Source organism: Streptomyces sp. NPDC005181, assembly GCF_040608395.1.
Classification (GTDB): Bacteria; Actinomycetota; Actinomycetes; order Streptomycetales; family Streptomycetaceae; genus Streptomyces.
The window spans coordinates 111448-136003 of sequence record NZ_JBEXID010000003.1 but is presented as its reverse complement, the minus strand read 5'-3'; the positions used below and the strand labels follow the sequence as shown (position 1 = coordinate 136003).

At 69.3% G+C, this 24556-nt stretch carries 19 protein-coding genes; 8 read left to right on the top strand and 11 right to left on the bottom strand.

The window, feature by feature from the left end:
- Nucleotides 1-11: 11 nt before the first annotated feature.
- The 3 genes from ABZV38_RS03625 to ABZV38_RS03615 all read right to left on the bottom strand — a co-directional run bounded on the left by ABZV38_RS03625 (nucleotide 12) and on the right by ABZV38_RS03615 (nucleotide 3057).
- Nucleotides 12-593 carry a hypothetical protein gene (locus ABZV38_RS03625; protein WP_356324140.1) on the bottom strand — a complete coding sequence of 194 codons (582 nt, stop codon included), beginning with the start codon at nucleotides 591-593 and terminating at the stop codon, nucleotides 12-14.
- Between the two features lie 259 nt (nucleotides 594-852).
- Nucleotides 853-1758 carry a tRNA (adenine-N1)-methyltransferase gene (locus ABZV38_RS03620; RefSeq protein ID WP_351793904.1) on the bottom strand — a complete coding sequence of 302 codons (906 nt, stop codon included), beginning with the start codon at nucleotides 1756-1758 and terminating at the stop codon, nucleotides 853-855.
- 51 nt (nucleotides 1759-1809) lie between these two features.
- Nucleotides 1810-3057, bottom strand: coding sequence for a site-2 protease family protein (locus ABZV38_RS03615; RefSeq protein ID WP_356324278.1), 1248 nt, complete (start codon nucleotides 3055-3057; stop codon nucleotides 1810-1812).
- 171 nt (nucleotides 3058-3228) lie between these two features.
- On the opposite strand from ABZV38_RS03615, the gene ABZV38_RS03610 reads away from it, so the two are divergent.
- Nucleotides 3229-4074 (top strand): PD-(D/E)XK nuclease family protein, encoded by an 846-nt coding sequence (locus tag ABZV38_RS03610; RefSeq protein ID WP_356324276.1) that lies wholly within the window; start codon nucleotides 3229-3231, stop codon nucleotides 4072-4074.
- A 9-nt stretch (nucleotides 4075-4083) separates the two neighbouring features.
- Nucleotides 4084-4755, top strand: a complete 672-nt coding sequence (locus ABZV38_RS03605; protein WP_356324138.1) for a response regulator transcription factor — start codon at nucleotides 4084-4086, stop codon at nucleotides 4753-4755.
- Between the two features lie 45 nt (nucleotides 4756-4800).
- Here the strand turns inward: ABZV38_RS03605 and ABZV38_RS03600 are convergent, their stop codons facing one another.
- The 3 genes from ABZV38_RS03600 to metH form a co-directional block, all read right to left on the bottom strand.
- Nucleotides 4801-6402, bottom strand: coding sequence for an ABC transporter substrate-binding protein (locus ABZV38_RS03600; RefSeq protein ID WP_356324136.1), 1602 nt, complete (start codon nucleotides 6400-6402; stop codon nucleotides 4801-4803).
- Between the two features lie 364 nt (nucleotides 6403-6766).
- Entirely contained in the window at nucleotides 6767-7468 is a 702-nt protein-coding gene (locus ABZV38_RS03595; RefSeq protein ID WP_356324134.1) for an HAD family phosphatase, read from the bottom strand.
- A 120-nt stretch (nucleotides 7469-7588) separates the two neighbouring features.
- Nucleotides 7589-11101: a methionine synthase gene (gene metH, locus ABZV38_RS03590; protein ID WP_356324132.1), complete on the bottom strand. Its 3513-nt coding sequence runs from the start codon at nucleotides 11099-11101 to the stop codon at nucleotides 7589-7591.
- Nucleotides 11102-11341: 240 nt separating this feature from the next.
- Here metH and ABZV38_RS03585 point away from each other — a divergent pair, with 240 nt between their 5' ends.
- From ABZV38_RS03585 to ABZV38_RS03560, 6 genes are all read left to right on the top strand, one after another.
- Entirely contained in the window at nucleotides 11342-12106 is a 765-nt protein-coding gene (locus tag ABZV38_RS03585; protein WP_356324130.1) for an IclR family transcriptional regulator, read from the top strand.
- 231 nt (nucleotides 12107-12337) lie between these two features.
- Nucleotides 12338-13129, top strand: a complete 792-nt coding sequence (locus ABZV38_RS03580; RefSeq protein ID WP_356324128.1) for an MIP/aquaporin family protein — start codon at nucleotides 12338-12340, stop codon at nucleotides 13127-13129.
- Nucleotides 13130-13184: 55 nt separating this feature from the next.
- On the top strand, nucleotides 13185-14720 hold the full coding sequence (glpK, locus tag ABZV38_RS03575) for a glycerol kinase GlpK (protein ID WP_356324126.1): 1536 nt from the start codon (nucleotides 13185-13187) through the stop codon (nucleotides 14718-14720).
- Nucleotides 14721-14725: 5 nt separating this feature from the next.
- Nucleotides 14726-16336 carry a glycerol-3-phosphate dehydrogenase/oxidase gene (locus tag ABZV38_RS03570; RefSeq protein WP_356324124.1) on the top strand — a complete coding sequence of 537 codons (1611 nt, stop codon included), beginning with the start codon at nucleotides 14726-14728 and terminating at the stop codon, nucleotides 16334-16336.
- Nucleotides 16337-16492: 156 nt separating this feature from the next.
- Nucleotides 16493-17551 (top strand): LLM class flavin-dependent oxidoreductase, encoded by a 1059-nt coding sequence (locus ABZV38_RS03565; protein WP_356324122.1) that lies wholly within the window; start codon nucleotides 16493-16495, stop codon nucleotides 17549-17551.
- 120 nt (nucleotides 17552-17671) lie between these two features.
- On the top strand, nucleotides 17672-18343 hold the full coding sequence (locus tag ABZV38_RS03560) for a FadR/GntR family transcriptional regulator (RefSeq protein WP_356324120.1): 672 nt from the start codon (nucleotides 17672-17674) through the stop codon (nucleotides 18341-18343).
- A gap of 146 nt (nucleotides 18344-18489) precedes the next feature.
- On the opposite strand, the gene ABZV38_RS03555 is transcribed toward ABZV38_RS03560, so the two are convergent.
- The 5 genes from ABZV38_RS03555 to ABZV38_RS03535 form a co-directional block, all read right to left on the bottom strand.
- Nucleotides 18490-19542, bottom strand: coding sequence for an ABC transporter permease (locus tag ABZV38_RS03555; protein ID WP_356324118.1), 1053 nt, complete (start codon nucleotides 19540-19542; stop codon nucleotides 18490-18492).
- On the bottom strand, nucleotides 19539-21059 hold the full coding sequence (locus ABZV38_RS03550; RefSeq protein ID WP_356324116.1) for a sugar ABC transporter ATP-binding protein: 1521 nt from the start codon (nucleotides 21057-21059) through the stop codon (nucleotides 19539-19541). Before ABZV38_RS03550 ends, ABZV38_RS03555 begins: the two co-directional genes overlap by 4 nt.
- A gap of 130 nt (nucleotides 21060-21189) precedes the next feature.
- Nucleotides 21190-22230 carry a sugar ABC transporter substrate-binding protein gene (locus ABZV38_RS03545; protein WP_356324114.1) on the bottom strand — a complete coding sequence of 347 codons (1041 nt, stop codon included), beginning with the start codon at nucleotides 22228-22230 and terminating at the stop codon, nucleotides 21190-21192.
- A gap of 88 nt (nucleotides 22231-22318) precedes the next feature.
- Nucleotides 22319-23098 carry an SDR family oxidoreductase gene (locus ABZV38_RS03540; protein WP_356324112.1) on the bottom strand — a complete coding sequence of 260 codons (780 nt, stop codon included), beginning with the start codon at nucleotides 23096-23098 and terminating at the stop codon, nucleotides 22319-22321.
- Nucleotides 23095-24441 carry an L-fuconate dehydratase gene (locus tag ABZV38_RS03535; protein ID WP_356324110.1) on the bottom strand — a complete coding sequence of 449 codons (1347 nt, stop codon included), beginning with the start codon at nucleotides 24439-24441 and terminating at the stop codon, nucleotides 23095-23097. The genes ABZV38_RS03540 and ABZV38_RS03535 overlap by 4 nt, the downstream gene beginning before the upstream one ends.
- Nucleotides 24442-24556: the final 115 nt, after the last annotated feature.

Below are 24556 nucleotides of genomic sequence, written 5' to 3'. Positions count from 1 at the left end.
GCAGCGACCGGTCAGGCGCTGCCCGTTTCGCTCTGGGCGGCACGGACGAAGGCACCGTTCCGCCACTGCCAGGTCACCTTTTCCTGCTGGTCGGGGCAGCAGCGGGGGACGTCGGTCGAGGAGTAGCCGAGGAGCGTGGCGGAGATCACCCCGTCACGCACGGTGAAGTCGCCGACGCTCATCTTCTGGGCGGGGTCCACCAGCGTCGCAACGATCCGGGGTGCGGCCCCGCTTCCCTGTGTGAGGACGTAGACGCCGCTCGGCGGCGTACCGGATCCGGCCGCGCAGTGGACCACTGCGACGGTCTCCGGGCGGCCGTCGCCGTCGAGGTCGCCGGGGGCCTGTTCGGCAACGATGCTGTCCGCCGTCCCGCACTGCAGCGGGAAGGTGGCCCGGGCCGGATCGGGGGCCGCGACGGGTGCGGTGCCGTGCTGCGCGGTCGTGCGGTGGGAGGCCGAGGCCGAGGCGGTCGCGTCGTCGGGCTGGAGCATGCCTGCCCCGGCAATGACGGCGGCCATGGCGGTCGCGGTGGCGAGCCAGTGCATCGGCGTGGTGTCGGTGTGCGCGAGGTCCGGGAGCTCGGAGGTCTGCACGCGGGATGTCTCCTGTGGTTCCTGTGGTTCGGCGATGCCCGTGGACGACGGGACCGGTGGGGCGTACGCCGTGGGGTGGGGGTGGCCAGCATCGTGCCACACCTCACAGAGCAGTGGAACGGTGGGGTCGGTACCTATCCCGAATCACTGCGGTGATCCCCGTACCGGCAGCCTCCGTAGCGGCAACGAAAAGGCGCCGCCGCCGAATTCCCGGGTCGGTCCGGAGAACTCGGCGGCGGCGCCGGTGCGTTGCGCGGAGTCAGCCGCGGGAGGAGCCGCTCTGACTGCCGGGACCGTCGTAGTCCTCGCCGTAGGCGCCCTTGGCGGGCCGGCGGCGGCGCAGCGGGGCCTCCACGCCGTCGGCGAGGCGGCGGGCGGTGACGAGGAAGCCGGTGTGGCCGATCATGCGGTGGTCCGGGCGGACCGCCAGGCCCTCGACGTGCCAGTTGCGGATCATCGATTCCCAGGGCTGCGGTTCGGCGAAGCAGCCCATCTCGCGGATGGACTCGACGGTCCGGGCGAGCTGGGTGGTGGTGGCGACGTACGCGCAGAGGATGCCGCCGGGCACGAGCGCCTTGGAGACGGCGTCCAGGCACTCCCAGGGGGCGAGCATGTCGAGGATGACCCGGTCGACGTCGGTGTCGGAGAGGTTGTCCTGGAGGTCGCCGACGGTGAGTTGCCAGGCAGGGTGCGGTTCGCCGAAGTAGCGCTCGACGTTCTGCTGGGCGATCTCGGCGAAGTCCTCGCGGCGCTCGTACGAGTGCAGCATGCCCTGGTCGCCGATGGCGCGGAGCAGGAAGGTGGAGAGCGAGCCGGAGCCGACGCCGGCCTCCACGACGCGGGCGCCGGGGAAGATGTCGGCGAAGGCCAGGATCTGCCCCGCGTCCTTGGGGTAGACCACGGCGGCGCCGCGGGGCATGGACAGGACGTAGTCGGGGAGCAGGGGGCGCAGCGCGAGGTAGGCGACGTTTCCCGTGGTTCGGACCACACTGCCCTCGGGAGCACCGATCAGCTCGTCGTGCGGGAAAGAACCCTTGTGGGTGTGGAAGTTCTTTCCGGCTTCGAGCGTGAAGGTGTAGTGGCGTCCCTTGGGGTCGGTGAGCTGGACCTGGTCCCCGACCTTGAAGGGCCCACGTCGGCGGGCGGCACCGGTCGGTTCAGACATGTGACCAGCGTACCGGTGTTTCCCGGGGCTCCGACCGCCCGCCCGGGCGGCTCAGGCTGCGGGGCGGGCCATGGCGGCGACGAAGGCGCGTTCGATGTCGGCGGTGGACAGGACACCGTAGATCTCGCCGGTCTCCTCCACGACGAGGTACTCGGTGGCCGGGCTGGCCCTGAGGGTGTCCAGGAGCGTCTCCCCGGACAGCTCGGCGGAGATCTTCATGCCGTCGGTGAGGTCCTGGGCGAGAGTGCTCACCGCGACCCAGGGGCGGCGGTGTTCGGGGACCGAGACGATGGCGGCCTCGCGGACGACGGCCTTGGGGTCGCCGTGTCCGTCGACGACGACGAGCGCGCGGGCGCCCGCCTCGTTGGCGCGGCGCAACGCCTCGGAGAGCGGGGTGGCGGCCTCGACAGGAACGGCGCGTCGGGTCAGTGTGCGGGCGCGCAGCTCGGGGAGGTGTTCGCGCAGGCGGGCCATGCGCAGACTGTTGCCCGCCCCGGTCCAGATGATGGCGCAGAGGATCGCGGCGAGCAGGGCATCGGTGACGGTGTCCATGCCGCTGATGTCGTCGGTGTTGTTCCCCAACCCCCCGGTCTGGGTGAGGAGCGGGAGTCCGATGAGGACGGTGACAGCGAGGGCGCGGCCGACCCAGGCCGCGGCGACGGTGCCGCTCATGGGGCGTCCGGTGATCTTCCAGACGACGGCCCGGAGCATGCGGCCGCCGTCGAGCGGCAGTCCCGGCAGCAGGTTGAAGGCGGCGACGATGAGGTTGGAGATCATCAGCCCGGCGAGCAGGACACCGGGGACGGTGCCGGGTTCGACGAATTTCATGCCGAGGTAGAAGACGCCGGCGAGGACCAGCGAGAGGAGCGGACCGACGAAGGCGAGGAGGAATTCGCGGCCGGGGGTCTCGGACTCCTTCTCGATCTCGGAGACGCCACCGAAGAACTGCAGCTGGATGCGGCGCACGGGGAGCTTGTAGCGGAGGGCGACCACGGTATGGGCGAGTTCGTGGACGAGTACGGACGCGTAGAAGGCGATCGCGAAGAAGAGGGAGACCAGATAGCGGGCCGCGCCGAGCTCGGGCAGCACCCGGTCGAGCTGGCCGCCGAACACCCAGGTGATCAGCGCCGCGACGAGGAACCAGCTGGGCGCGACGTACACCGGCACGCCGAAGGGACGGCCCATCAGAAGGCCGCCGCCCGGCTCTCGGGGGCGTTGCGGCTTGCCGTTCTCGGGCGCGGCGGGGTCCGTTCCCCCGGCGCCGGGCTCCGGCTGCCCGCTGTCGCCGCTCTCGTCCACGGGGTCCCTTCGGTCGGTGCCGTTCGGCACGATCATGCAGTGTGCGAGGGTCTGTGGTCGATGGTATGCCGCTGAGTGTCAGTGGCGGGTCGTAGGGTCTTCGTCATGACTTCCGTGCCCCGGCCGCCGCAGCCGCCCTCGTCCCTGTCGCCGTCGCGGGCGAGCGATTTCATGCAGTGTCCTCTGCTGTACCGGTTCCGGGTCATCGACAGGCTGCCGGAGAAGCCCAGCGAGGCGGCTACCCGGGGCACGCTGGTCCATGCGGTACTGGAGCGGCTCTTCGACAATCCGGCGGTGGAGCGTACGGCCGGCCGGGCCACGGCGATGATCCCCGGCCAGTGGGACCGGCTGCTGGAGTCGAAGCCGGAGCTGTCGGAGCTGTTCGCCGGCGATGCGGAGGGCGAGCGGCTCTCGCGCTGGCTGGCTGAGGCGGAGCGGCTGGTGGAGCGGTGGTTCTCGCTGGAGGATCCGACGCGCCTGGAGCCGGCCGAGCGGGAGCTGTTCGTCGAGACGGAGCTGGAGTCGGGGCTGCGGCTGCGCGGGGTGATCGACCGGATCGACGTGGCGCCGACGGGCGAGGTCCGGATCGTGGACTACAAAACGGGGAAGGCGCCGCGGGCGGAGTATGCGGAGGGCGCCCTGTTCCAGATGAAGTTCTACGCCCTGGTGATCTGGCGGCTGAAGGGTGTGGTCCCGCGCCGGCTGCAGCTGGTCTATCTGGGCAGCGGCGACGTCATGACGTACGACCCGGTCGTGGCTGATCTCGAGCGGGTGGAGCGCAAGCTGCTGGCCCTGTGGGAAGCGATCCGGCTGGCCACGGAGACGGGCGAGTGGCGGCCGCGGCCGACGAAGCTCTGCGGCTGGTGCGACCACCAGGAGGTCTGTCCGGAATTCGGCGGGACTCCCCCGGTATACCCGCTGTCCGTACGACCGGCGGAATCGGGGCAGGGTGTCCAGGGCACAATGGGGCCGGTCCGGGCCGAGGCCGGCCGGCCGGCGGCCGTCGAAGGACCTTAAGGAGATCTGGTGGCAATCCGCGTCCTACTGGTCGATGACCAGCCGCTGCTGCGCACCGGCTTCCGGATGATTCTGGAGGCCGAGGGAGATCTTGCGGTGGTGGGGGAGGCCGGTGACGGCCTTCAGGCTCTCGATCAGGTGCGGGCGCTGCAGCCCGATGTGGTGCTGATGGACATCCGCATGCCGCGGATGGACGGCGTCGAGGCGACGCGTCAGATCACGGGACCGGGCCGGGACGGTCCGGCGAAGGTGCTGGTGCTCACCACGTTCGATCTCGACGAGTACGTGGTGGAGGCGTTGCGCGCCGGCGCCAGCGGCTTTCTGCTGAAGGATGCTCCGGCCAATGAGCTGGTGCAGGCGATCCGGGTGGTCGCGGCGGGCGAGGCGATGCTGGCCCCGAGCGTCACGCGCAGACTGCTGGACAAGTACGCGGACCACCTGCCGTCGGGCGAGAACTCCGTGCCGGACACACTCCACACGCTGACGGAGCGTGAGGTGGAGGTGTTGAAGCTGGTGGCGCGCGGTCTGTCGAATGCGGAGATCGCCGCCGATCTGTTCGTCAGCGAGACGACGGTCAAGACGCATGTGGGCCATGTGCTGACAAAGCTGGGGCTGCGCGACCGGGTGCAGGCCGCGGTGTACGCGTACGAGAGCGGGCTGGTGCGCCCCGGCGCCCAGTGATCCGGCCGGTGCGGCCGGGACGGGGCGCCGGGGTGGCGCCGTGGTTCAGACGGTGCTGCGGCCGAGCTCCCAGAGCTGCAGGTCGGCCGAGGAGTTGACCGACCACTCGACGCCGGTGAGGCCGTCGCGGGAGGCGACGTACTGCTTGCCCTGCCAGATCGGGAGTACGGGGACGTCGGTGGCGACGATGTCCTGGAGCTTCTGGAAGGTCCTGCCGGCCGCGGCCCGGTCGGCCTTCTGGCGGGACTGCGGGATCAGAGTGTTCTGGGCCAGCGAGGACTTGTACGGCGAGTTGAGGAAGTTGTTCTTGTCGAGGAACGGCGCCGTGTAGTTGTCCGGGTCCGGGAAGTCCGGGAACCAGCCCATGCCGTAGACGGCGTAGTCGCCGCGCTTCTGGGCGGGGCGGTACTTCGCCCAGGGGGTGCCCTGGACGCTGACGTCGAACAGCCCGGTGGCGTTGAGCTGCTTCTTCAGCGCCTTGAACTCGGTGGCGGTGGCGGGCCCGTAGTGGTCGGTCGTGTAGTGCAGCGTGAATTTCACCGGGGTCTCGATGCCGGCGGCCTGCAGGATGGCGGCGGCCTTGGTGGCGCTGGGCTCGCCGTACTTGTTGTAGAACGAGTTGGTGTGTCCGGTGATGCTGGACGGGATGAGCGAGTAGAGCGGCTCGGCGGTGGCGCCGTAGACCTGACCGGCGATCTGGCCTCGGTCGATGACCTGGGCGATGGCCTGCCGGACGGCCTTGTCCTTCACCGCGGGGTCGGTGGTGTCGAAGGCGAGGTAGCTGATGGCGAGGCCGGGCATCTCGGTGAGCTTGATGCCGTCCTTCGGCTGCTCCAGCATCTGCTGGGCCTGCTCGGGCGACATGGTGCGGGTCATCATGTCGATCTTCTGGGCGTCGAGCGCCTTGCCCATCGCCTTCGCGTCGGGGAAGAGGTCCAGCTCGACCTTGTCGTTGAGGACCTTCAGATCGCCCTTGTAGCGCGGGTTCTTGGTGAAGACGACCTTGACGACCTGGTCGTTCTTGATCTCCGGCTTCATCGTGTACGGGCCGGAGCCGTCGACCTGGAAGCCGCCCCGCGCGGACGTCGCCGGATACTTGCTCTTCTGCACGATGCCGGCGGCCGGGGTGGCGAGCTTGTACGGGAAGGTCGCGTCCGGCGTCTTCAGGTGGAAGACGACTTCGTTGTCACCGCGCGTCTCGATCGTGTCGATGTTGGCGAGCAGGCCGACGGGGCCGCTGTCGGACTTGATGCCGATGACCCGGTTGATGGAGTACTTGACGTCCTCGGCGGTGACGGCCGTGCCGTCGGCGAACGCGAGACCACTGCGCAGCTTGCAGCGGTAGCTCTCGTTCGCCCGGTCGGTGAAGGTGCAGCTCTTGGCGGCCTCGGGGACGGGCTCGCCGCCGCCGCGCGGCACGTGGGTCAGGGTCTGCACGGTCTGCCGCAGGACGTTCCAGACGCCTGCTTCGTAGCCTATGGCAGGGTCGAGCGGCGCGGGGTTGTCCTCGGTGGCGACGAACTGGTCCGTGGTGCCGACAACGATGGCGGCCTTGCCATCGCTCCCGCCGTCCGTCCCACCGCAGGCGGCGAGTACGGGCGCGAGCAGGCCGACGACGGCCGGCAGCACCAGAGTCTTGCGGTTCATCTTGGACGTTCTCCCTCATCCGGCCATTGAGAAAACGACATTAGTAGGCGCCGCCGGTAATGCCGGACCGGGTGCTCCGCGATACGTAATGGAATGGTGAGGGGCATGCTCTGCGAGTCGACTTCCCGGGCGGGGAAGGTTCCGCACAGGACTCCATGAATCGGGACAGACAGGTGGATCAAAACGGACAGTTTGGTCGATCTTGAAATGCCTTGGCAACCCGCGACGTGACAAAGGTCACGCCCGGGTCAATTCTCGTCCTTGGCATGCACCCGACTTACCCACACGCGCGTGCGACGAAATGCGCACATCACAGCGGCGAGAGTTTTGCTGTTTATTCACAGAAATACTCTCGGTATACGCATCAACGCGCTCCAGTGACCAGTCCCCGGAGAAAAGCGAGATCGACTTCTTCAAGAGAGTCCACGACGACCCGGCCGGAGGCAGGTGCGATCGGTGCGACGGACGGTACGGCGACGACCCAGCAGCCGGCGGCCTCCGCCGCTGCGACGCCGGTCGGGGTGTCCTCGATGACCGCACAGCGCTCGGGATCCGCCCCGAAGCCGTAGGCGGCGGTGAGGTAGGGCTCCGGGTGCGGCTTTGTCCGGCAGACCTCGTCACCCGCCACGGTGAGCGAGAAGTGGTGGTGGCCGACCGAGTCCAGCACCCGGTCGATGATGCGCCGGTGCGAGGCGGAGACCAGGGCGGTCGGCATCTCGTGCGCCGCCAGTTCCGCGAGCAGCCGAGCGGCGCCCGGCATCAGCGGCACCCCGTGGTCGATGCGCTCCTCGAACCGGTCATTGAGCAGCACAGTGAGCTCCGCGAGGGTGATGTCCGCACCGGTGACGTCGATGAGGTACCCGGCGCTGCGGGTCATCGGCCCGCCGACAACCACGTCCTTCCACCTCTCGTCCAGCCGGTGCCCGAGGTCGGCGAAGACCGCCACCTCGGTCTCCCACCAGAAGCCCTCGGTGTCGACCAGAGTGCCGTCCATGTCGAGAAAGACGGCCTGAAGGGCGGCACCTTCGGACGTGCGCGTCAAGGACGCGGAGACCGTACTGGTCATGCGGCACACCTTCCACGAGGGACGAGAAGGCCGGTCACCGATTCCGGAGGAAAGGGCGACCGGCCTGCACTGGACCGACCAGTGTACGACTCGACCCGCTGGCACGCGTCGATCATTTTCTTACCGCGCGTTGAAGTACTTCGCCTCCGGGTGGTGGATGACGATCGCGTCGGTGGACTGCTCCGGGTGCAGCTGGAACTCCTCGGAGAGGTGCACCCCGATCCGCTCGGGCTGGAGCAGGTCGGAGATCTTCGCCCGGTCCTCGAGATCGGGGCAGGCGCCGTAGCCGAGGGAGAAGCGCGCACCGCGGTACTTCAGCGCGAACATGTCCTCGACGTCGGCCGGGTCCTCGCCGCCGAAGCCGAGCTCGGAGCGGACCCGGGCGTGCCAGTACTCGGCGAGGGCCTCGGCCAGCTGGACGGAGAGGCCGTGCAGCTCCAGGTAGTCGCGGTAGGAGTTGGCCTCGAAGAGCTTGGCGGTCTCCCCGCCGATCCTCGAGCCGACCGTGACGACCTGGAGGCCGATCACATCCGTCTCGCCGGACTCCTCGGGACGGAAGAAGTCCGCGAGGCAGAGACGGCGGCCGCGGCGCTGGCGCGGGAAGGTGAAGCGGGTGCGCTCGGAGCCGTCCTCGTGGAGCAGGATCAGGTCGTCACCCTTGGAAACGCAGGGGAAGTAGCCGTAGACGACGGCGGCTTCCAGCAGGTTCTCGGTGTGCAGCTTGTCGAGCCAGCCGCGCAGGTGCGGGCGGCCCTCGGTCTCCACGAGCTCCTCGTACGTCGGTCCGTCACCGGCGCGGGCCTGCTTCAGGCCCCACTGCCCCTTGAAGAGCGCGCCCTCGTCGAGCCAGGAGGCGTACTCCTTGAGCTGGATGCCCTTGACGACGCGGGTGCCCCAGAACGGGGGCTCGGGGACCGGGTTGTCGGTGGCGACGTCGGAGCGGACGCCCTCCTCCGGCTCCTCGACCTCCAGCACGGCCGTCTCCCGCTTGGGCACACGGCGCTGCTTGAGCTCCGGGAGGGCGGCGCCGGGGACGCCGCGCTTGACCGCGATCAGGGCATCCATCAGACGCAGGCCCTCGAACGCGTCGCGGGCGTAGCGGACCTCGCCCTCGTAGATCTCGTGGAGGTCCTGCTCGACATAGGCCCTGGTGAGAGCCGCGCCGCCGAGGATCACCGGATATTCGGCGGCCAGTTTGCGCTGGTTCAGCTCCTCCAGGTTCTCCTTCATGATCACGGTGGACTTCACCAGGAGGCCGGACATGCCGATGACGTCGGCGCGGTGCTCCTCCGCGGCTTCCAGGATCGCGGAGACCGGCTGCTTGATGCCGATGTTGACGACGTTGAAGCCGTTGTTGGACAGGATGATGTCGACGAGGTTCTTGCCGATGTCATGGACGTCGCCGCGGACGGTGGCCAGGACGATCGTGCCCTTGCCCTCCGCGTCGGACTTTTCCATGTGCGGTTCCAGGTAGGCCACGGCGGACTTCATGACCTCGGCGGACTGGAGCACGAACGGCAGCTGCATCTGGCCGGAGCCGAACAGTTCGCCGACGACCTTCATGCCCTCGAGCAGGGTGTCGTTGACGATGTCGAGAGCAGGGCGGGTCCGGAGTGCCTCCTCGAGGTCGGTCTCCAGGCCGTTCTTCTCGCCGTCGATGATGCGGCGCTGGAGGCGCTCCTCGAGCGGCAGCGCGAGGAGCTCCTCGGCCTTGCCGGCCTTCATCGACTTCATGTTGACGCCCTCGAAGAGCTCCATGAGCCGCTGCAGCGGGTCGTAGCCTTCGGCGCGGCGGTCGTAGATGAGGTCGAGTGCGACCTTGACCTGCTCCTCCTCCAGGCGCGCGATCGGCAGGATCTTCGACGCGTGCACGATGGCGGAGTCGAGACCGGCCTTGACGCACTCGTCGAGGAAGACGGAGTTCAGGACGACTCGAGCGGCCGGGTTGAGGCCGAAGGAGATGTTCGACAGGCCGAGCGTCGTCTGGACATCGGGATGGCGCAGCTTCAGCTCGCGGATGGCGCCGATGGTGGCGATGCCGTCCTTGCGGGACTCCTCCTGGCCGGTGCAGATGGTGAAGGTCAGCGTGTCGATGAGGATGTCCGACTCGTGGATGCCCCAGTTGCCGGTCAGGTCCTCGATCAGCCGCTCGGCGACGGCGACCTTGTGCTCGACGGTGCGGGCCTGGCCCTCCTCGTCGATGGTCAGGGCGATCAGCGCGGCGCCGTGTTCGGCAGCCAGCGCGGTGACCTTGGCAAAGCGCGACTCGGGTCCGTCGCCGTCCTCGTAGTTGACGGAGTTGAGAACGGCCCGGCCGCCTAGCTTCTCCAGTCCGGCCCGCAGGACCGGCAGCTCGGTGGAGTCGAGCACGATCGGGAGCGTGGAGGCGGTGGCGAAGCGTCCGGCCAACTCCTCCATGTCCGCGACACCGTCGCGGCCGACGTAGTCGACGCAGAGGTCGAGCATGTGCGCGCCCTCCCGGATCTGGTCGCGTGCCATCTCCACGCAGTCGTCCCAGCGGGCCGCCAGCATGGCCTCGCGGAACTTCTTGGATCCATTGGCGTTCGTACGCTCACCGATGGCGAGGTACGAGGTGTCCTGACGGAACGGGACGGTCTGGTACAGCGAGGCGGCGCCGGGCTCGGGGCGCGGGTCGCGGGGGACGAGACCGGCGCCGCGCACACGCTCGACGACCTGGCGCAGGTGCTCCGGGGTCGTACCGCAGCAGCCGCCGACCAGCGAGAGGCCGTACTCCCGGACGAACGTCTCCTGCGCGTCGGCCAGCCCTTCGGGGCCGAGCGGGAAGTGCGCGCCGTCCTTGGTGAGCACCGGCAGTCCGGCGTTCGGCATGCAGAGCAGCGGAATGCGCGAGTGGCGCGTGAGGTAGCGCAGGTGCTCGCTCATCTCCGCCGGGCCGGTCGAGCAGTTCAGGCCGATCATGTCGACGCCGAGCGGTTCGAGCGCGGTCAGCGCGGCACCGATCTCCGAGCCGAGCAGCATGGTGCCGGTCGTCTCGAACGCCAGCGAGCACAGCAGCGGAAGGTCGCTGCCCAGCGCCTCGAGCGCCCGCCGCGCACCCAGTACCGCGGCCTTGGTCTGCAGGAGGTCCTGCGTCGTCTCGATGATGAGCGCGTCCGCGCCGCCGGCGATCAGCCCCTCGGCGTTCTGCTGGAAACCGTCACGGAGCACGGTGTACGGCGCGTGGCCCAGCGTCGGCAGCTTGGTGCCGGGACCGATGGAGCCGAGCACCCAGCGCTGCTGTCCGGTGGAGGCGGTGAACTCGTCGGCCACCTCGCGGGCAATGCGCGCGCCGGACTCGGAGAGCTCGTGGATGCGGTCGGGAATGTCGTACTCGCCCAGGGCCGAGGCGTTGGCTCCGAAGGTGTTCGTCTCGACGCAGTCCACGCCGACCGCGAAGTACTCCTCGTGCACGGAGCGCACGATGTCCGGGCGGGTGACGTTGAGGATCTCGTTGCAGCCTTCGAGGTTCTGGAAGTCCTCGAGGGTGGGATCCTGCGCCTGGAGCATGGTGCCCATGGCACCGTCGGCTACCACCACTCGGGTGGCGAGCGCCTCGCGGAGGGCTTCGGCTCGGTTCCGGCTGTCGGCGGAAAGGGTCGGCAACGAGGCCATGGATGTGCTCCCTGGGATGCGACGGCTGTCGGCTTCACGGCTTCCGGAAGAGGCCGCACCTCGTCAGAGTAGCCGGGCAGCGCCTCGGAGCGTCACTGTGTCCCACGTGACGGACGGCATGCTGTGCGGGGGATATCCGGATCCGGGCAATCGAGCGAGGTTTCCGGCACGACCGGACATCGGTCGACATCGACCGATAGTGTTCAGCATTGTCGAACCACAGTGGAGGAGTACGGCGCCATGGCCAAGAACATCCAGTCGCTCGAGCGGGCGGCGGCGATGCTGCGTCTGCTGGCAGGCGGCGAACGTCGGCTGGGGCTTTCCGACATCGCCTCCTCCCTGGGCCTGGCCAAGGGCACCGCACACGGCATCCTGCGCACACTCCAGCACGAGGGCTTCGTCGAGCAGGACGCGGCGTCCGGGCGCTACCAGCTGGGCGCCGAGCTGCTGCGCCTGGGCAACAGCTATCTGGACGTCCACGAACTGCGGGCGCGCGCCCTGGTCTGGACGGACGATCTGGCCCGCTCCAGCGGCGAGAGCGCCCATCTGGGCGTCCTGCACCAGCAGGGCGTCCTCATCGTCCACCACGTGTTCCGGCCCGACGACAGCCGACAGGTCCTGGAGGTCGGGGCGATGCAGCCGCTGCACTCCACGGCGCTGGGCAAGGTGCTGTCGGCGTACGACCCGGTGGCGCACACCGAGGCCATAGAGGGCGAGCGGCTGCCCTTCACCCCGCGCACCGTCACCGATCTGGAGGAGTTCGAGTCGGTGCTCGATCTGACCCGGGCGCGCGGCTGGGCGGCCGACGTGGAGGAGACCTGGGAAGGCGTGGCCGCGGTGGCCGCGCCGATCCACGACCGGCGCCGGATTCCGGTGGGCGCAGTGGCCGTGACCGGTGCGGTGGAACGCCTCTGCTCCGGTGGCGAGCTGCGCCCCGAGCTGGTGGCGGCGGTACGGGACTGCGCGCGGGCGGTCTCCCGGGATCTCGGCGCCGGGCGCTTCTGACCGATTTGACGGATCATCGGTAACGATCGTGTTTTCCGTCCCACAACCCTTGACGCTTCATTCACCGGGGGGAAACACTGCCGTTCATCGGTCGGCATTGTCGAACGCCTAACGGCAATACGCGCTAGGGTGTGACAGGTGTCAAGGGCCGGTGAAGCCCTCACCTGAGGGCGCGAACCACCGGTGGGACCCGGGGTTCGGCTTCCTGGACGAAGGACAAAGGAGTCGCGGGTGTCCAGCTCCGACATCTTCATCGGCGAGACCATCGGTACCGCCGTACTCATCCTGCTCGGCGGCGGTGTCTGTGCGGCCGTCACTCTCAAGCACTCCAAGGCGCAGGGCGCCGGCTGGCTCTCGATCACCTTCGGGTGGGGTTTCGCCGTGCTGACGGCCGCGTATCTGGCCGGCGGCGTGTCCGGGGCCCATCTCAACCCCGCGGTCACGATCGGCCTCGCGATCAAGGGCGGCACCCCGTGGAGTGACGTACCGCTGTACCTCGGCTCCCAGCTGCTCGGCGCGATGATCGGCGCGGTGCTCGTCTGGCTGACGTACTACGGACAGTTCCGGGCTCATCTGACCGACCCGGAGACTCTGTACAGCCCGCCGAGTGAAGAAGGCCTGGTCGACCAGGCCGCCGCCCCGAAGGCCGGCCCGGTGCTGGGCATCTTCTCGACCGGCCCGGAGATCCGGAACGCCGTGCAGAACGTGGTCACCGAGGTCATTGCCACCGTCGTGCTGGTCCTGGCAATCCTCACCCAGGGCCTCAACAACGACGGCAACGGGCTCGGCACGCTCGGCGCGCTGATCACCTCCCTGGTCGTCGTCGCCATCGGCCTCTCGCTCGGCGGCCCGACCGGTTACGCGATCAACCCGGTTCGCGACCTCGGTCCGCGTATCGTGCACGCGCTGCTGCCGCTGCCGAACAAGGGCGGCTCCGACTGGGGTTACGCGTGGATCCCGGTTGTCGGCCCCCTCATCGGCGGTGCGATCGCGGGCGGTCTCTACAACCTCGCCTTCGCGTGAACCGTAGAGCCCTGAGCCGTAACCCTCAGATCCCACAGACTTCCAGGAGCACACCGTGACCGACGCACACACCACCGGACCGTTCATCGCGGCCATCGACCAGGGCACCACGTCGAGCCGCTGCATCATCTTCGACACGGACGGCCGGATCGTCTCCGTCGACCAGAAGGAGCACGAGCAGATCTTCCCGAAGCCGGGCTGGGTCGAGCACAACGCGACCGAGATCTGGGAGAACGTCCAGGAAGTCGTCGCCGGCGCCGTCGTCAAGGCGGGGATCACCGCCGCCGACGTCAAGGCGATCGGCATCACCAACCAGCGCGAGACCACGCTCCTCTGGGACAAGAACACCGGTGAGCCCGTCCACAACGCCATCGTCTGGCAGGACACCCGCACCGACGCACTCTGCAAGGAGCTCGGCCGCAACGTCGGCCAGGACCGTTTCCGCCGCGAGACCGGGCTGCCGCTCGCCTCGTACTTCGCCGGCCCCAAGGTCCGCTGGCTGCTCGACAACGTCGAGGGCCTGCGCGAGCGCGCCGAGCGCGGCGACATCCTCTTCGGCACCATGGACTCCTGGGTCATCTGGAACCTGACCGGTGGCACCGACGGCGGCGTGCACGTCACCGACGTCACCAACGCCTCGCGCACGCTCCTGATGAACCTGCACGATATGAAGTGGGACGAGCGGATCCTCCAGTCGATGGAGATCCCCCCCGCGGTGCTGCCCGAGATCCGGTCCTCCGCCGAGGTGTACGGGGCCGCAAAGGACGGCGTCCTGGCCGGTGTCCCGGTCGCGTCGGCGCTCGGTGACCAGCAGGCGGCCCTCTTCGGCCAGACCTGTTTCTCCGAGGGCGAGGCCAAGTCCACGTACGGCACCGGCACCTTCATGCTGATGAACACCGGCGAGACTCCCGTCAACTCGTACAACGGACTCCTGACGACTGTCGGCTACCGGATCGGTGACCAGAAGCCGGTCTACGCCCTGGAAGGCTCCATCGCCGTCACCGGCTCGCTGGTGCAGTGGATGCGCGACCAGATGGGCCTGATCAAGTCCGCGGCCGAGATCGAGACCCTGGCCTCGTCGGTCGAGGACAACGGCGGCGCGTACTTCGTGCCCGCCTTCTCCGGCCTCTTCGCCCCGTACTGGCGCTCGGACGCCCGCGGTGTCATCGCCGGCCTGACCAGGTACGTCACCAAGGCGCACATCGCCCGTGCCGTCCTGGAGGCGACCGCCTGGCAGACCCGCGAGATCACCGACGCCATGACCAAGGACTCGGGCGTCGAGCTGACGGCCCTCAAGGTCGACGGCGGCATGACCTCCAACAACTTGCTGATGCAGACGCTCGCCGACTTCCTGGACGCACCCGTGGTGCGGCCCATGGTCGCCGAGACGACCTGCCTCGGCGCCGCCTACGCCGCCGGTCTCGCCGTCGGTTTCTGGCCGGACACCGACGCACTGCGCGCCAACTGGCGCCGGGCCGCCGAGTGGACGCCCCGCATGGACGCGGACACCCGCGCACGCGAGTACAAGAGCTGGCTCAAGGCCGTGGAACGTTCCATGGGCTGGCTCGACGACAACACTGCCGAGGAGTAATCGACATGACCACCCTGCAGAGCGTCCCCGCACTCGGGACGCACCCGGCCTCCGGCTCACTTCCGAGCCGCGCCGAGACTCGGGAGCAGCTCTCCAAGGCGACGTACGACCTCCTGGTGATCGGTGGCGGCATCCTGGGCATCTCCACGGCCTGGCACGCCGCACAGTCCGGGCTGCGGGTGGCTCTGGTGGACGCCGGCGACTTCGCCGGCGCCACCTCCTCCGCCTCCTCCAAGCTGCTCCACGGCGGCCTGCGCTACCTGCAGACCGGCGCGGTGAAGCTGGTCGCGGAGAACCACTTCGAGCGACGCGCGGTGTCCCGTCAGGTGGCCCCGCACCTGGCCAACCCGCTCACCTTCTACCTGCCGGTCTACAAGGGCGGGCCGCACGGCGCCGCCAAGCTGGGCGCGGGTGTGTTCGCCTACTCGGCGCTGTCCGGGTTCGGTGACGGCGTCGGCCATGTGATCAGCCCGGCGAAGGCGCGGCGCGATGTCCCGGAGCTGCGCACCGACAATCTGAAGGCCGTCGCGGTCTACGGCGACGACCAGATGAACGACGCCCGGATGGCGCTGATGACGGTCCGTGCGGCCGTCGACGCGGGCGCGGTCGTCCTCAACCACGCCGCGGTGACCGGGCTGCGGTTCACCAAGGGCCGGGTGACGGGCGCCGACCTGGAGGACCGTACGGACGGCACGGAATTCGGCGTCACCGCCCGGCTCGTGCTGAACGCCACCGGACCGTGGGTCGACCACCTGCGGAAGATGGAGGACCCGAACGCGGCGCCTTCGATACGTCTGTCCAAGGGCGCGCACCTCGTCCTGAAGCGCACCCGCCCCTGGAAGGCCGCGCTGGCCACCCCGATCGACAAGTACCGCATCACGTTCGCCCTGCCCTGGGAGGACATGCTGCTGCTCGGTACGACGGACGAGGAGTACGAGGGCGATCCGGCGGACGTCGCGGTCACCGAGAGGGACACCGCGCAGATCCTGGACGAGGCGGCATTCTCGATCAAGGACCAGCAACTGTCGCGCGATCTGATCACGTACTCCTTCGCAGGTCTGCGGGTGCTGCCGGGCGGTCCCGGCGACACCTCCAAGGCCAAGCGCGAGACGGTCGTGACGGAGGGCCGCGGCGGGATGCTGGCGGTCGCGGGCGGCAAGTGGACGACGTTCCGCCACATCGGCCGTACGGTGATGAACAAGCTGGCCGCGCTCCCCGGGCACCCGCTGGCCGAGGACATGGAACCGATGGCCCATCTGCCGAAGAAGCTCCCGCTGCCCGGTATCGCCAACCCCAACGCGGTGGCGCACCGGCTGCTGATCGACGGCGGAACGCCCGGACCGCGGATGTCCGCCGACACCGCGCGGCACCTCGCCACCCACTACGGCTCGCTCTCCTTCGACATCGCGCGGCTGGCGAACGAGAACCCGGCGCTGGCCGAGCGCATCCACCCGGACGCGCCGGAGATCTGGGCTCAGGTCGCGTACGCGCGCGACCACGAGTGGGCGGAGACGGCCGACGACGTGCTGCGCCGCCGGACGACGCTGACGATCCGCGGCCTGGCCACGGACGCGATCCGGACCAGGGTCGAGGGCCTGCTGGCCGACAAGGGCTGAGACGGGCTGCCGTACGCGGACGGGGGCGGCTTCCACGGGGGGAGCCGCCCCCGTCCGCGTACCCCGGTGCCCGCACGCCCGCTGACCTGGAGCGGCCGGTGAACGTGCCACACCGCTGCCATACGCGCGCAATGTGACGCGGGGACAGTGGAGGACATGAAGTTCTCGGTGCTCTCCCTCATCGGTCATGCCCCTCACCCGCTGACCGGCGGACTCCCGTCCGCCGCCGACCGGATCGCGGAGGCGATCGAGACCGGCGTGGTGGCGGAGCGGCTCGGCTTCGACGCGTACTCGATCGGTGAGCGGCACGCCGGCCCGTTCCTCTCGTCGAGCCCGAGCGTGGTGCTCGGTGCGCTGGCCGCCCGAACCCGGACCATCCGGCTGCTGACCGGCGTCACGGTCGTCGCGATCCTCGATCCGGTGCGGGTGGCCGAGGACTTCGCGACGCTCGACCAGATCTCCCGTGGCCGCATCGAGCTGGTCGTCGGGAAGGGCGCGGAAGCCGGGCACTTCGACCTCTTCGGGCTCGACGAGGCGCGGCAGTGGGACCTCCAGAAGGAGAAGTACGAGCTGCTGCGCAGGCTGTGGACGGAGGAGGGCGTGGACTGGGAGGGCGAGTTCCGGCCGGCCCTGAAGGGTGTGACGACGGTGCCGCGTCCGTACGCCGGGCTGCCGCGCGTCTGGCACGGCTCGGCGACCAGTCTCAACTCCCCCGAACTGGCCGCCTTCCACGGCGATCCGCTGTTCACCGCCAACGCCGTCCAGCCGCGGGCCGCGTACGCCCGGCTGATCGACCACTACCGGGAACGGTTCGCGGCGTACGGGCACGATCCGGCGGAGGCGCATGTGGCGGCGGGGTCGGGCGGGCTGCTGATCGCGGATGGTTCGCAGCAGGCGGTGGCGCGCTACAGGGAGCTGCACGAGGCGAAGGTGCGGCAGTCCTTCCGGCCCCACCTGGAGGGGAAGGCGGGGTACAACACGCCGTTCCGGACGATCGAGGAGGCCATTGCGGACGGGCCCCAGCTGATCGGCAGCCCGCAGCAGATCATCGACAAGATCCTCGGCTGGCACGAGGTGTACGGACACGACCTGCAGTCGGTCTCCGTGGACGGCTTCGGGCTGAGCCACCAGGAGCAGAAGGAGACGCTGGAGCGGTTCACCGAGGAGATCGCCCCGGTGGTACGGCGCGAGGCGCCGTCGGCGCTCTGGGACTGAGCGATCGGTCACCAGCTGCGGCAGACCCGGTTCATCCGCCTGGTTCGACCCCCATAATGAAGGGAGACATCGGATGTCTTGTTCCGGGGTCTGATCCCGTCCGAATCCAGGAGGACCGTCATGGCTGTCACCGACGAGGCGATCGAGAAGATCAAGGGAATGATCGTCTCGGGTGCGCTACGGCCCGGCGACCGTCTGCCCAAGGAGAGCGAACTCGCGGCGGAACTCGGGCTGTCCCGCAACTCGCTGCGCGAGGCGGTCCGCGCCCTGTCCCTGATCCGCATTCTCGATGTCCGGCAGGGCGACGGTACGTACGTCACCAGCCTCGACCCGCAGCTGCTGCTGGAGGCGCTGAGCTTCGTCGTGGACTTCCACCGCGACGACACGGTGCTGGAGTTCCTGGCAGTCCGCCGGATCCTGGAGCCGGCCGCGACGGCCATGGCCGCGACCCGGATCACCGAGGCCCAACTGGACGCACTGAGCTCCCAGTTGGACGCACTCGGCGCGCAGCCTTCGGTGGAGGAGCTGGTCGCCTGCGACCTGGAGTTCCACCGCGGCATCGTGCAGTCGTCCGGGAACTCGGTGCTCTGTTCCCTGCTCGACGGGCTCTCCGGGCCGACGACGCGGGCCCGCGTCTGGCGCGGCCTGACGCAGGAGGACGCGGTCAGCCGCACGCTGCACGAGCACCGGGCCATCCTGTCGGCGCTGCGGGACCGGGACACGGAGGCTGCGCGGGCGTGGGCGACGGTGCATGTGGCGAGCGTGGAGCAGTGGCTGCGGTCGACGCTGTAACGGCTGCGGCGGGCTTGTTCCCCTGCCCGCTCCCCCCGGCTGGGCCGCATGCCGCTGCGCCGCGCGGGGGCTTCGCCCGGACCCCGCGCCTCGAACGCCGGCGAGGCTGAACTTTTCAGCCTCGCCGGCGTTCGAGGGCGTACGGTTCAGTCCTGCTTCTCACCACTCGCGAAGCGCGAGATGACCAGGGCGACGATGATGATCGCGCCGTTGAGGAACTGGTTCCACAGCGCCGGGACGCCGCCCAGGGTCATCACATTGACCACCAGCTGCAGCGTCAGTACACCGGTCAGCGCACCGAACAGCGTGCCCCGCCCGCCCTTGAGGCTGATGCCGCCGATGACCGCCGCGGCGAACACCTGGAAGATCCAGCCGTTGCCCTGCGTCGCGGCGACCGCCCCGTAGTGGCCGGTGTACAGGATCCCCGCGAAGGCCGCCAGCAGGCCGCCGATGGCGAGCACGATCCACGTGACCCGGTCGACCCGGATGCCCGCGGCCCGCGCCGCCTCCGGGTTGCCGCCGATCGCGTACAACGAGCGTCCGTGGCGAAGCCAGGCCAGCGCCGCGCCGCCGATCGCGAAGAGCACCAGGCAGATCCAGACCGCGGCCGGTGCGCCGAGCCACTCGCTCTTGCCGAGGTAGCGGAACGACTCCGGGACGTCGGTGATGGACTTGCCCTCGGTGATGCCGATGTGCAGGCCGCGCAGCATGGTGAGCATGCCGAGCGTGGCGATGAAGCCGTTGACCCGCAGTTTCAGCATCAGGAAGCCGTTGATCGCACCGATCGCGAGCCCCACCAGCAGACACAGCGGGATCGCCGACCAGCTGGGCAGCAGTCCGAGGCCGGCGAAGCGGCCGCCCTCGGTGGGCAGGACCAGCCACATCGCGACGACCGGCGCGATGCCGATCGTCGACTCCAGCGACAGGTCCATCCGTCCGCAGATGAGGATGAGTGCCTGACCGAGGACCAGCAGGCTGAGTTCGGACGACTGCTGGACGACGCTGATCAGGTTGTCGGAGGTGAGGAACACCGGCGAGACGATGAACCCGATCACCATCAGCACCAGAATCACCGGTACCAGGGAGAAGTCGCTCCACCGGATCAGCCTGAGCCGGCTCAGCGGGCTGTCCTCGCCGAGCCCGCCCTTCGGCCCTCCGTTGATGTCGTCGGCCGCCGGCGGCCGTATCGTGCCGGTCATTCCCTTTCCCCCACACCTTCCATGGCGGCGACGAGTTCCCCGTCGGTCCACCCGCTTGCGAACGCCCCGACCACGCGCCCGTGGAACAGGGCGAGCACCCGGTCACAGACCCGCAGATCATCCAGCTCGTCCGAGACGACGACTGCGGCATTGCCCTCGTCGGCGACCCGCCGGACGACTCCGAGCAGCGAGTCCTTGGACTTGACGTCCACACCCGCGGTGGGCCGGACCGCGACCAGCACGCTCGGCTTGCGGGCCAGTGCGCGGGCGACCACCACCTTCTGCTGATTACCGCCCGAGAGCCCGGCGACGGGCTGTTCCGGGCCCTGTGTCTTGATGTCCAGCGACTCGATCACCGACCGTGCGAACTCCCTTGTCCGAGAGGGCAGTACGGTCCCCCACGGCCCGAGCTGGTCGGTGACCGTGAGCGTGGCGTTCTCGGCGACGCTGCGCCCGAGGACGAGACCCTGGTCGTGCCGGTCCTCGGGGATGTAGCCGATGCCGGCGTCGAGCGCGTGCGGCACGCTGCCGGACCGCACGGTCCTCCCGTGCACGCAGACCGTGCCGCCGGTGGCCTTGCGCATCCCGGCGAGCGTCTCGCCGAGCGCGGTATTGCCGCTGGCCGCGGATCCGGCGAGGCCGAGCACCTCGCCGGGGCGGACCTGAAGGTCCAGCGGCTCGAACTGGCCCTCCAGAGCAAGTCCTTCGGTACGCAGTACGGGCTCCGCCGACTCGTCCCGTACCGCCGCCGACGGACCGCCTGCGTGCCAGCCGGCGGACCCGCTGCCCTGCTCGCCGGTCATCGCCGCAACCAGTTCGGTCTTGGCGAGTTCGGCGACCGGGGCGGTCAGGACATGGCGGGCGTCGCGGTAGACGGTGACCGCGGTGCACAGTTCGTACACCTCCTGCAGATGGTGGGAGATGAACAGGAACGCCACTCCCTGGCTCTGCAGATCCCGGAGCTTGTCGAAGAGCCGGCCGATGCCGCGGGCGTCGAGCTGGGCGGTGGGCTCGTCGAGGACGATCAGCCGGGCGCCGAAGGACAGCGCCCGGGCGATCTCGACGAACTGCCGCTGTTCCACGGCGAGATCCCCGGCCCGGGTGCGGGGGTCGACCTGTACCCCGTACTCGGCGAGGAGCTCCTCCGCGCGCCTGCGGAGCCTCCCCCAGCTGATCCAGCGCGACTCGTCGTCCAGCCGGCCGAGAAAGAGGTTCTCGGCGACGGTCAGATCGGGGACGACCATGGACTTCTGGTAGACGCAGGCGATCCTGGACTGCCAGGCCGTCGTGTCCCCGAAGGCGGGCGCCGGCTCCCCGCCGAACCGGACCGTCCCGGCGTCCGCCTTGTGCAGTCCGGTCAGGACGCCGACCAGGGTGGACTTGCCCGCGCCGTTACGGCCGACGAGGGCATGGGACTCGCCGGGCTGCACAGTGAGCTGCACACCGTCGAGCGCCACGGTGGGCCCGAAGCGTTTGACGACGCCTTCCGCCTGTACGGCAGGTGGTGCCTTTTCCATCAGAACCCTTCTCAGCGAGGCGCTGTAGTAACGTCGATGACCTGCCCTCGGGCGGCGGTCAGGGCTTGGCCGCGTCCCGGCTCTTCGTCGGGAGGGAAGCCCTCTCGGCAACGAGAGGGAGGAGTCACGGCTAGCTCTTCTTCTCTAGCTGATTGGCCCACAGTTTCGGGTCGTCCACGTTGTCCTTGGTCACCAGGGGCGCGGGAAGCTGATCCTCGAAACCATTGGGAATCTTGATGATGTTCGAGTCGTGGTCGGTCGGGCCTTCCTTGAAGGTCTTGCCGTCCAGGGCCGCCTTGGCGTAGTACAGGGCATACTTCGCGTACAGGTCGGCGGGCTGGGAGATCGTGGCGTCGATCTTGCCCGCCCTGATGGCGTCGAACTCCTCGGGGATGCCGTCGTTCGAGATGATCGTGATGTGGCCCGCCGTACCGGCCGGCTTCAGCAGCTTCTTCTGCTCCAGGAGCGCGAGCGTGGGCTGCAGGAAGACACCGCCGGCCTGCATGTAGATGCCGTTGATGTCGGGGTGCGCGGCGAGCGTCGACTGGAGTTTGGCGGACGCCACGTCGCCCTTCCAGTCGGTGGCCAGCTCGAAGACCTTGATGCCCGGGTAGTCCTTGTCCATGCAGGTCTTGAACGCCTCGGACCGGTCGCGGCCGTTGATCGAGGACAGGTCGCCCTGGAACTCGACGACCTTGCCCTTGCCCTTCAGCTGCTCGCCGAGGTACTTGCAGGCGTTGGTGCCGTACGCCTTGTTGTCGGCGCGCACCACCATGTAGACGTTGCCCTTGTCGGGGCGGGTGTCGACGCTGACGACCGGGATCTTCTTGTCGTTCAGCGTGTTCAGTGATTCGGCGATGGCGCCGGTGTCCTGCGGGGCCATGACCACGGCCTTGGCCCCCTGGTCGGTGAAGGTCTGGACGTTGGCGACGAGCTTGCCTATGTCGTTCTGGGAGTTGGTCAGCGGCAGCGCCTTGACCTCGCCCGCCTTGACGCCCTTCTCGATGTAGCTCTGGTAGGAGTTCCAGAAGTCGCTGTCGCTGCGCGGCAGGTCGATGCCGACCTTCCCGGCGCCGGCGCCGTCGTCGGTGGACTCGCGGTTGCAGCCCGCGAGGGCAGTAACGGCCAGCAGCACGGCGCAGGCTGCCGCACTCGTCGTACGCACTCTCATTGGTGTCCCGTCCTTCGTGGAGTACTGGCTCGATGCTCGGTGGGCAAAGACTGGTGGATGGTGCGGCTCAAGGGCTGGTGGAGCGGGGTCAGTCGGCGGCGGGCCGCAGCCGCAGGCCCTGCATGCCGCCGTCGACGGCGAGTGCCGTGCCGGTGACGGAGGCGGCGGCGGGGCTCGCCAGATAGACGATCGCGGCGGCCACCTCGTCGGCCGACACCAGCCGTCCCAGCGGCTGGCGGGCGCTCAGGGCCGCGCGTTCGGCTGCCGGGTCGTCGGCCTGACCGAGAAGCCGGCCGATCCACGGGGTGTCCGCGGTGCCGGGGTTGACACAGTTGACGCGGACTCCTTCGCGGACATGGTCGGCGGCCATGGCGAGAGTCAGCGACAGGACCGCGCCCTTGCTGGCGCTGTACAGGGCGCGCTGCGGCAGCCCGGCGGTCGCCGCGATGGAGCAGGTCTGGGTGATGGAGACGGCGCCGGGGCGGTCGGCGGCCGCACGCCGCAGATGCGGCAGGGCGTGCCGGGCGGTGCGGACCATGCCGAGGACGTTGATGTCCAGGACGCGGGTCCACTCGTCGTCGTCGTTGTCCTCGACGGTGCCGATGGACCCGATGCCCGCGTTGGAGACCAGGGTGTGCAGACCCCCCAGTTCGGCGGCGGCCCGGTCGACCGCGTCGCGTACGGCGTCGTCGTCGGTGACGTCCGCCTTGAGGGCGAGTGTGCCCGCGGGGGCGCCGGCGGTCTCCCGGTCGAGTACGGCGACGTTCGCGCCGCGCTCCAGCAGCAGGGTCGCGACGGCGGCCCCGATGCCGGAGGCGCCGCCCGTCACCAGGGCGGACATCCCGTCGAAGTCCCTTGTACCGGTCATCGGTTGGCCTCCTCAGGCGTGCGGCGGGCCTGCCATACGGGGCCCTCCGGATAGCGGTGTGCGGTGATCGACGCGGGGAGCATACGGGCGGAGAAGCCCGGGGAACACGGGGTGACATAGCGCCCCCCTTCGATCACGGCGGGGTCGGCGAAGTGTTCGTGGAGGTGGTCGACGTACTCGATCACGCGGTTCTCCCAGCTGCCGGAGACGGCCACGTAGTCGAACATCGACAGGTGCTGCACCAGCTCGCACAGGCCGACGCCGCCCGCGTGCGGGCAGACCGGTACGCCGAATTTGGCGGCGAGCAGCAGGATCGCCAGGTTCTCGTTGACGCCCGCCACGCGCGCGGCGTCGATCTGGACGAAGTCGACGGCGCCGGCCTGGAGCAGCTGCTTGAACACGACGCGGTTGGCGACGTGTTCGCCGGTGGCGACCTTGACCGGCTGGCCGGCCCGGACGGCGGCGTGGCCGAGGATGTCGTCGGGACTGGTCGGTTCCTCGATCCAGTGCGGGTCGTACGGCGCGAGCGCGGTCATCCACTCCACCGCGTCGGGGACGTCCCACCGCTGGTTGGCGTCGACGGCAATCCTGATGTCCGGTCCGACGGCTTCCCGGGCCAGGGCGAGTCTGCGGACGTCGTCGCCGAGGTCTCCGCCGACCTTCAGCTTGATCTGGGTGAAGCCGTCGGCGACGGCCTCTTTCGCCAGTCGGACCAGCTTGTCGTCGGAGTAGCCGAGCCAGCCGGGCGAGGTGGTGTACGCGGGGTAGCCCTCGGCGCGCAGCCGTTCGGCACGCTCGGTGCGGCCCGGTTCGGCGGCTTGCAGGATTTCGAGGGCCTCGTCGGGGGTGAGGACGTCGGTGAGGTAGCGGAAGTCGACGAGGGAGACGAGCTCCTGCGGCGTCATTTCGGAGAGGAACTGCCAGACGGGTCTGCCCGCCTGCTTGGCGGCCAGGTCCCAGGCGGCGTTGACGACCGCGCCGGCCGCCATGTGCATCACGCCCTTCTCGGGGCCGAGCCAGCGCAGTTGCGAGTCATGGGTGAGCTCGCGGTACAGCGCGCCGAGATCGGCCGCGGTACGGGGCGCCGGGCGCCCGATCATGTACGGGCGCAGCGCTTCGATGGCCGCTGCCATGACCTCGTTGCCACGTCCGATGGTGAAGCAGAAACCATGGCCCTCGACGGCGGTTCCTGCTTCGTCCGAACCGTGCGGGGTATCGCTACGCAGGACGACATAGGCGGCGGAGTAGTCGGGATCGGGGTTCATGGCGTCCGAGCCGTCCAGTTGCTCCGAGGTCGGAAAGCGGATGTCGTGGACCTCGAAGTCCGTGACGGTCTGACTCATGTGCGCCCCCAGGGGAATAACATCGGACCTCTGTTCCGGTCATCCGATGTATAGCGGTGCGACAGCCCCAACGTCCAGAGTTGAGACGAAATCCCCGGGGCACAGCTCGGATGAA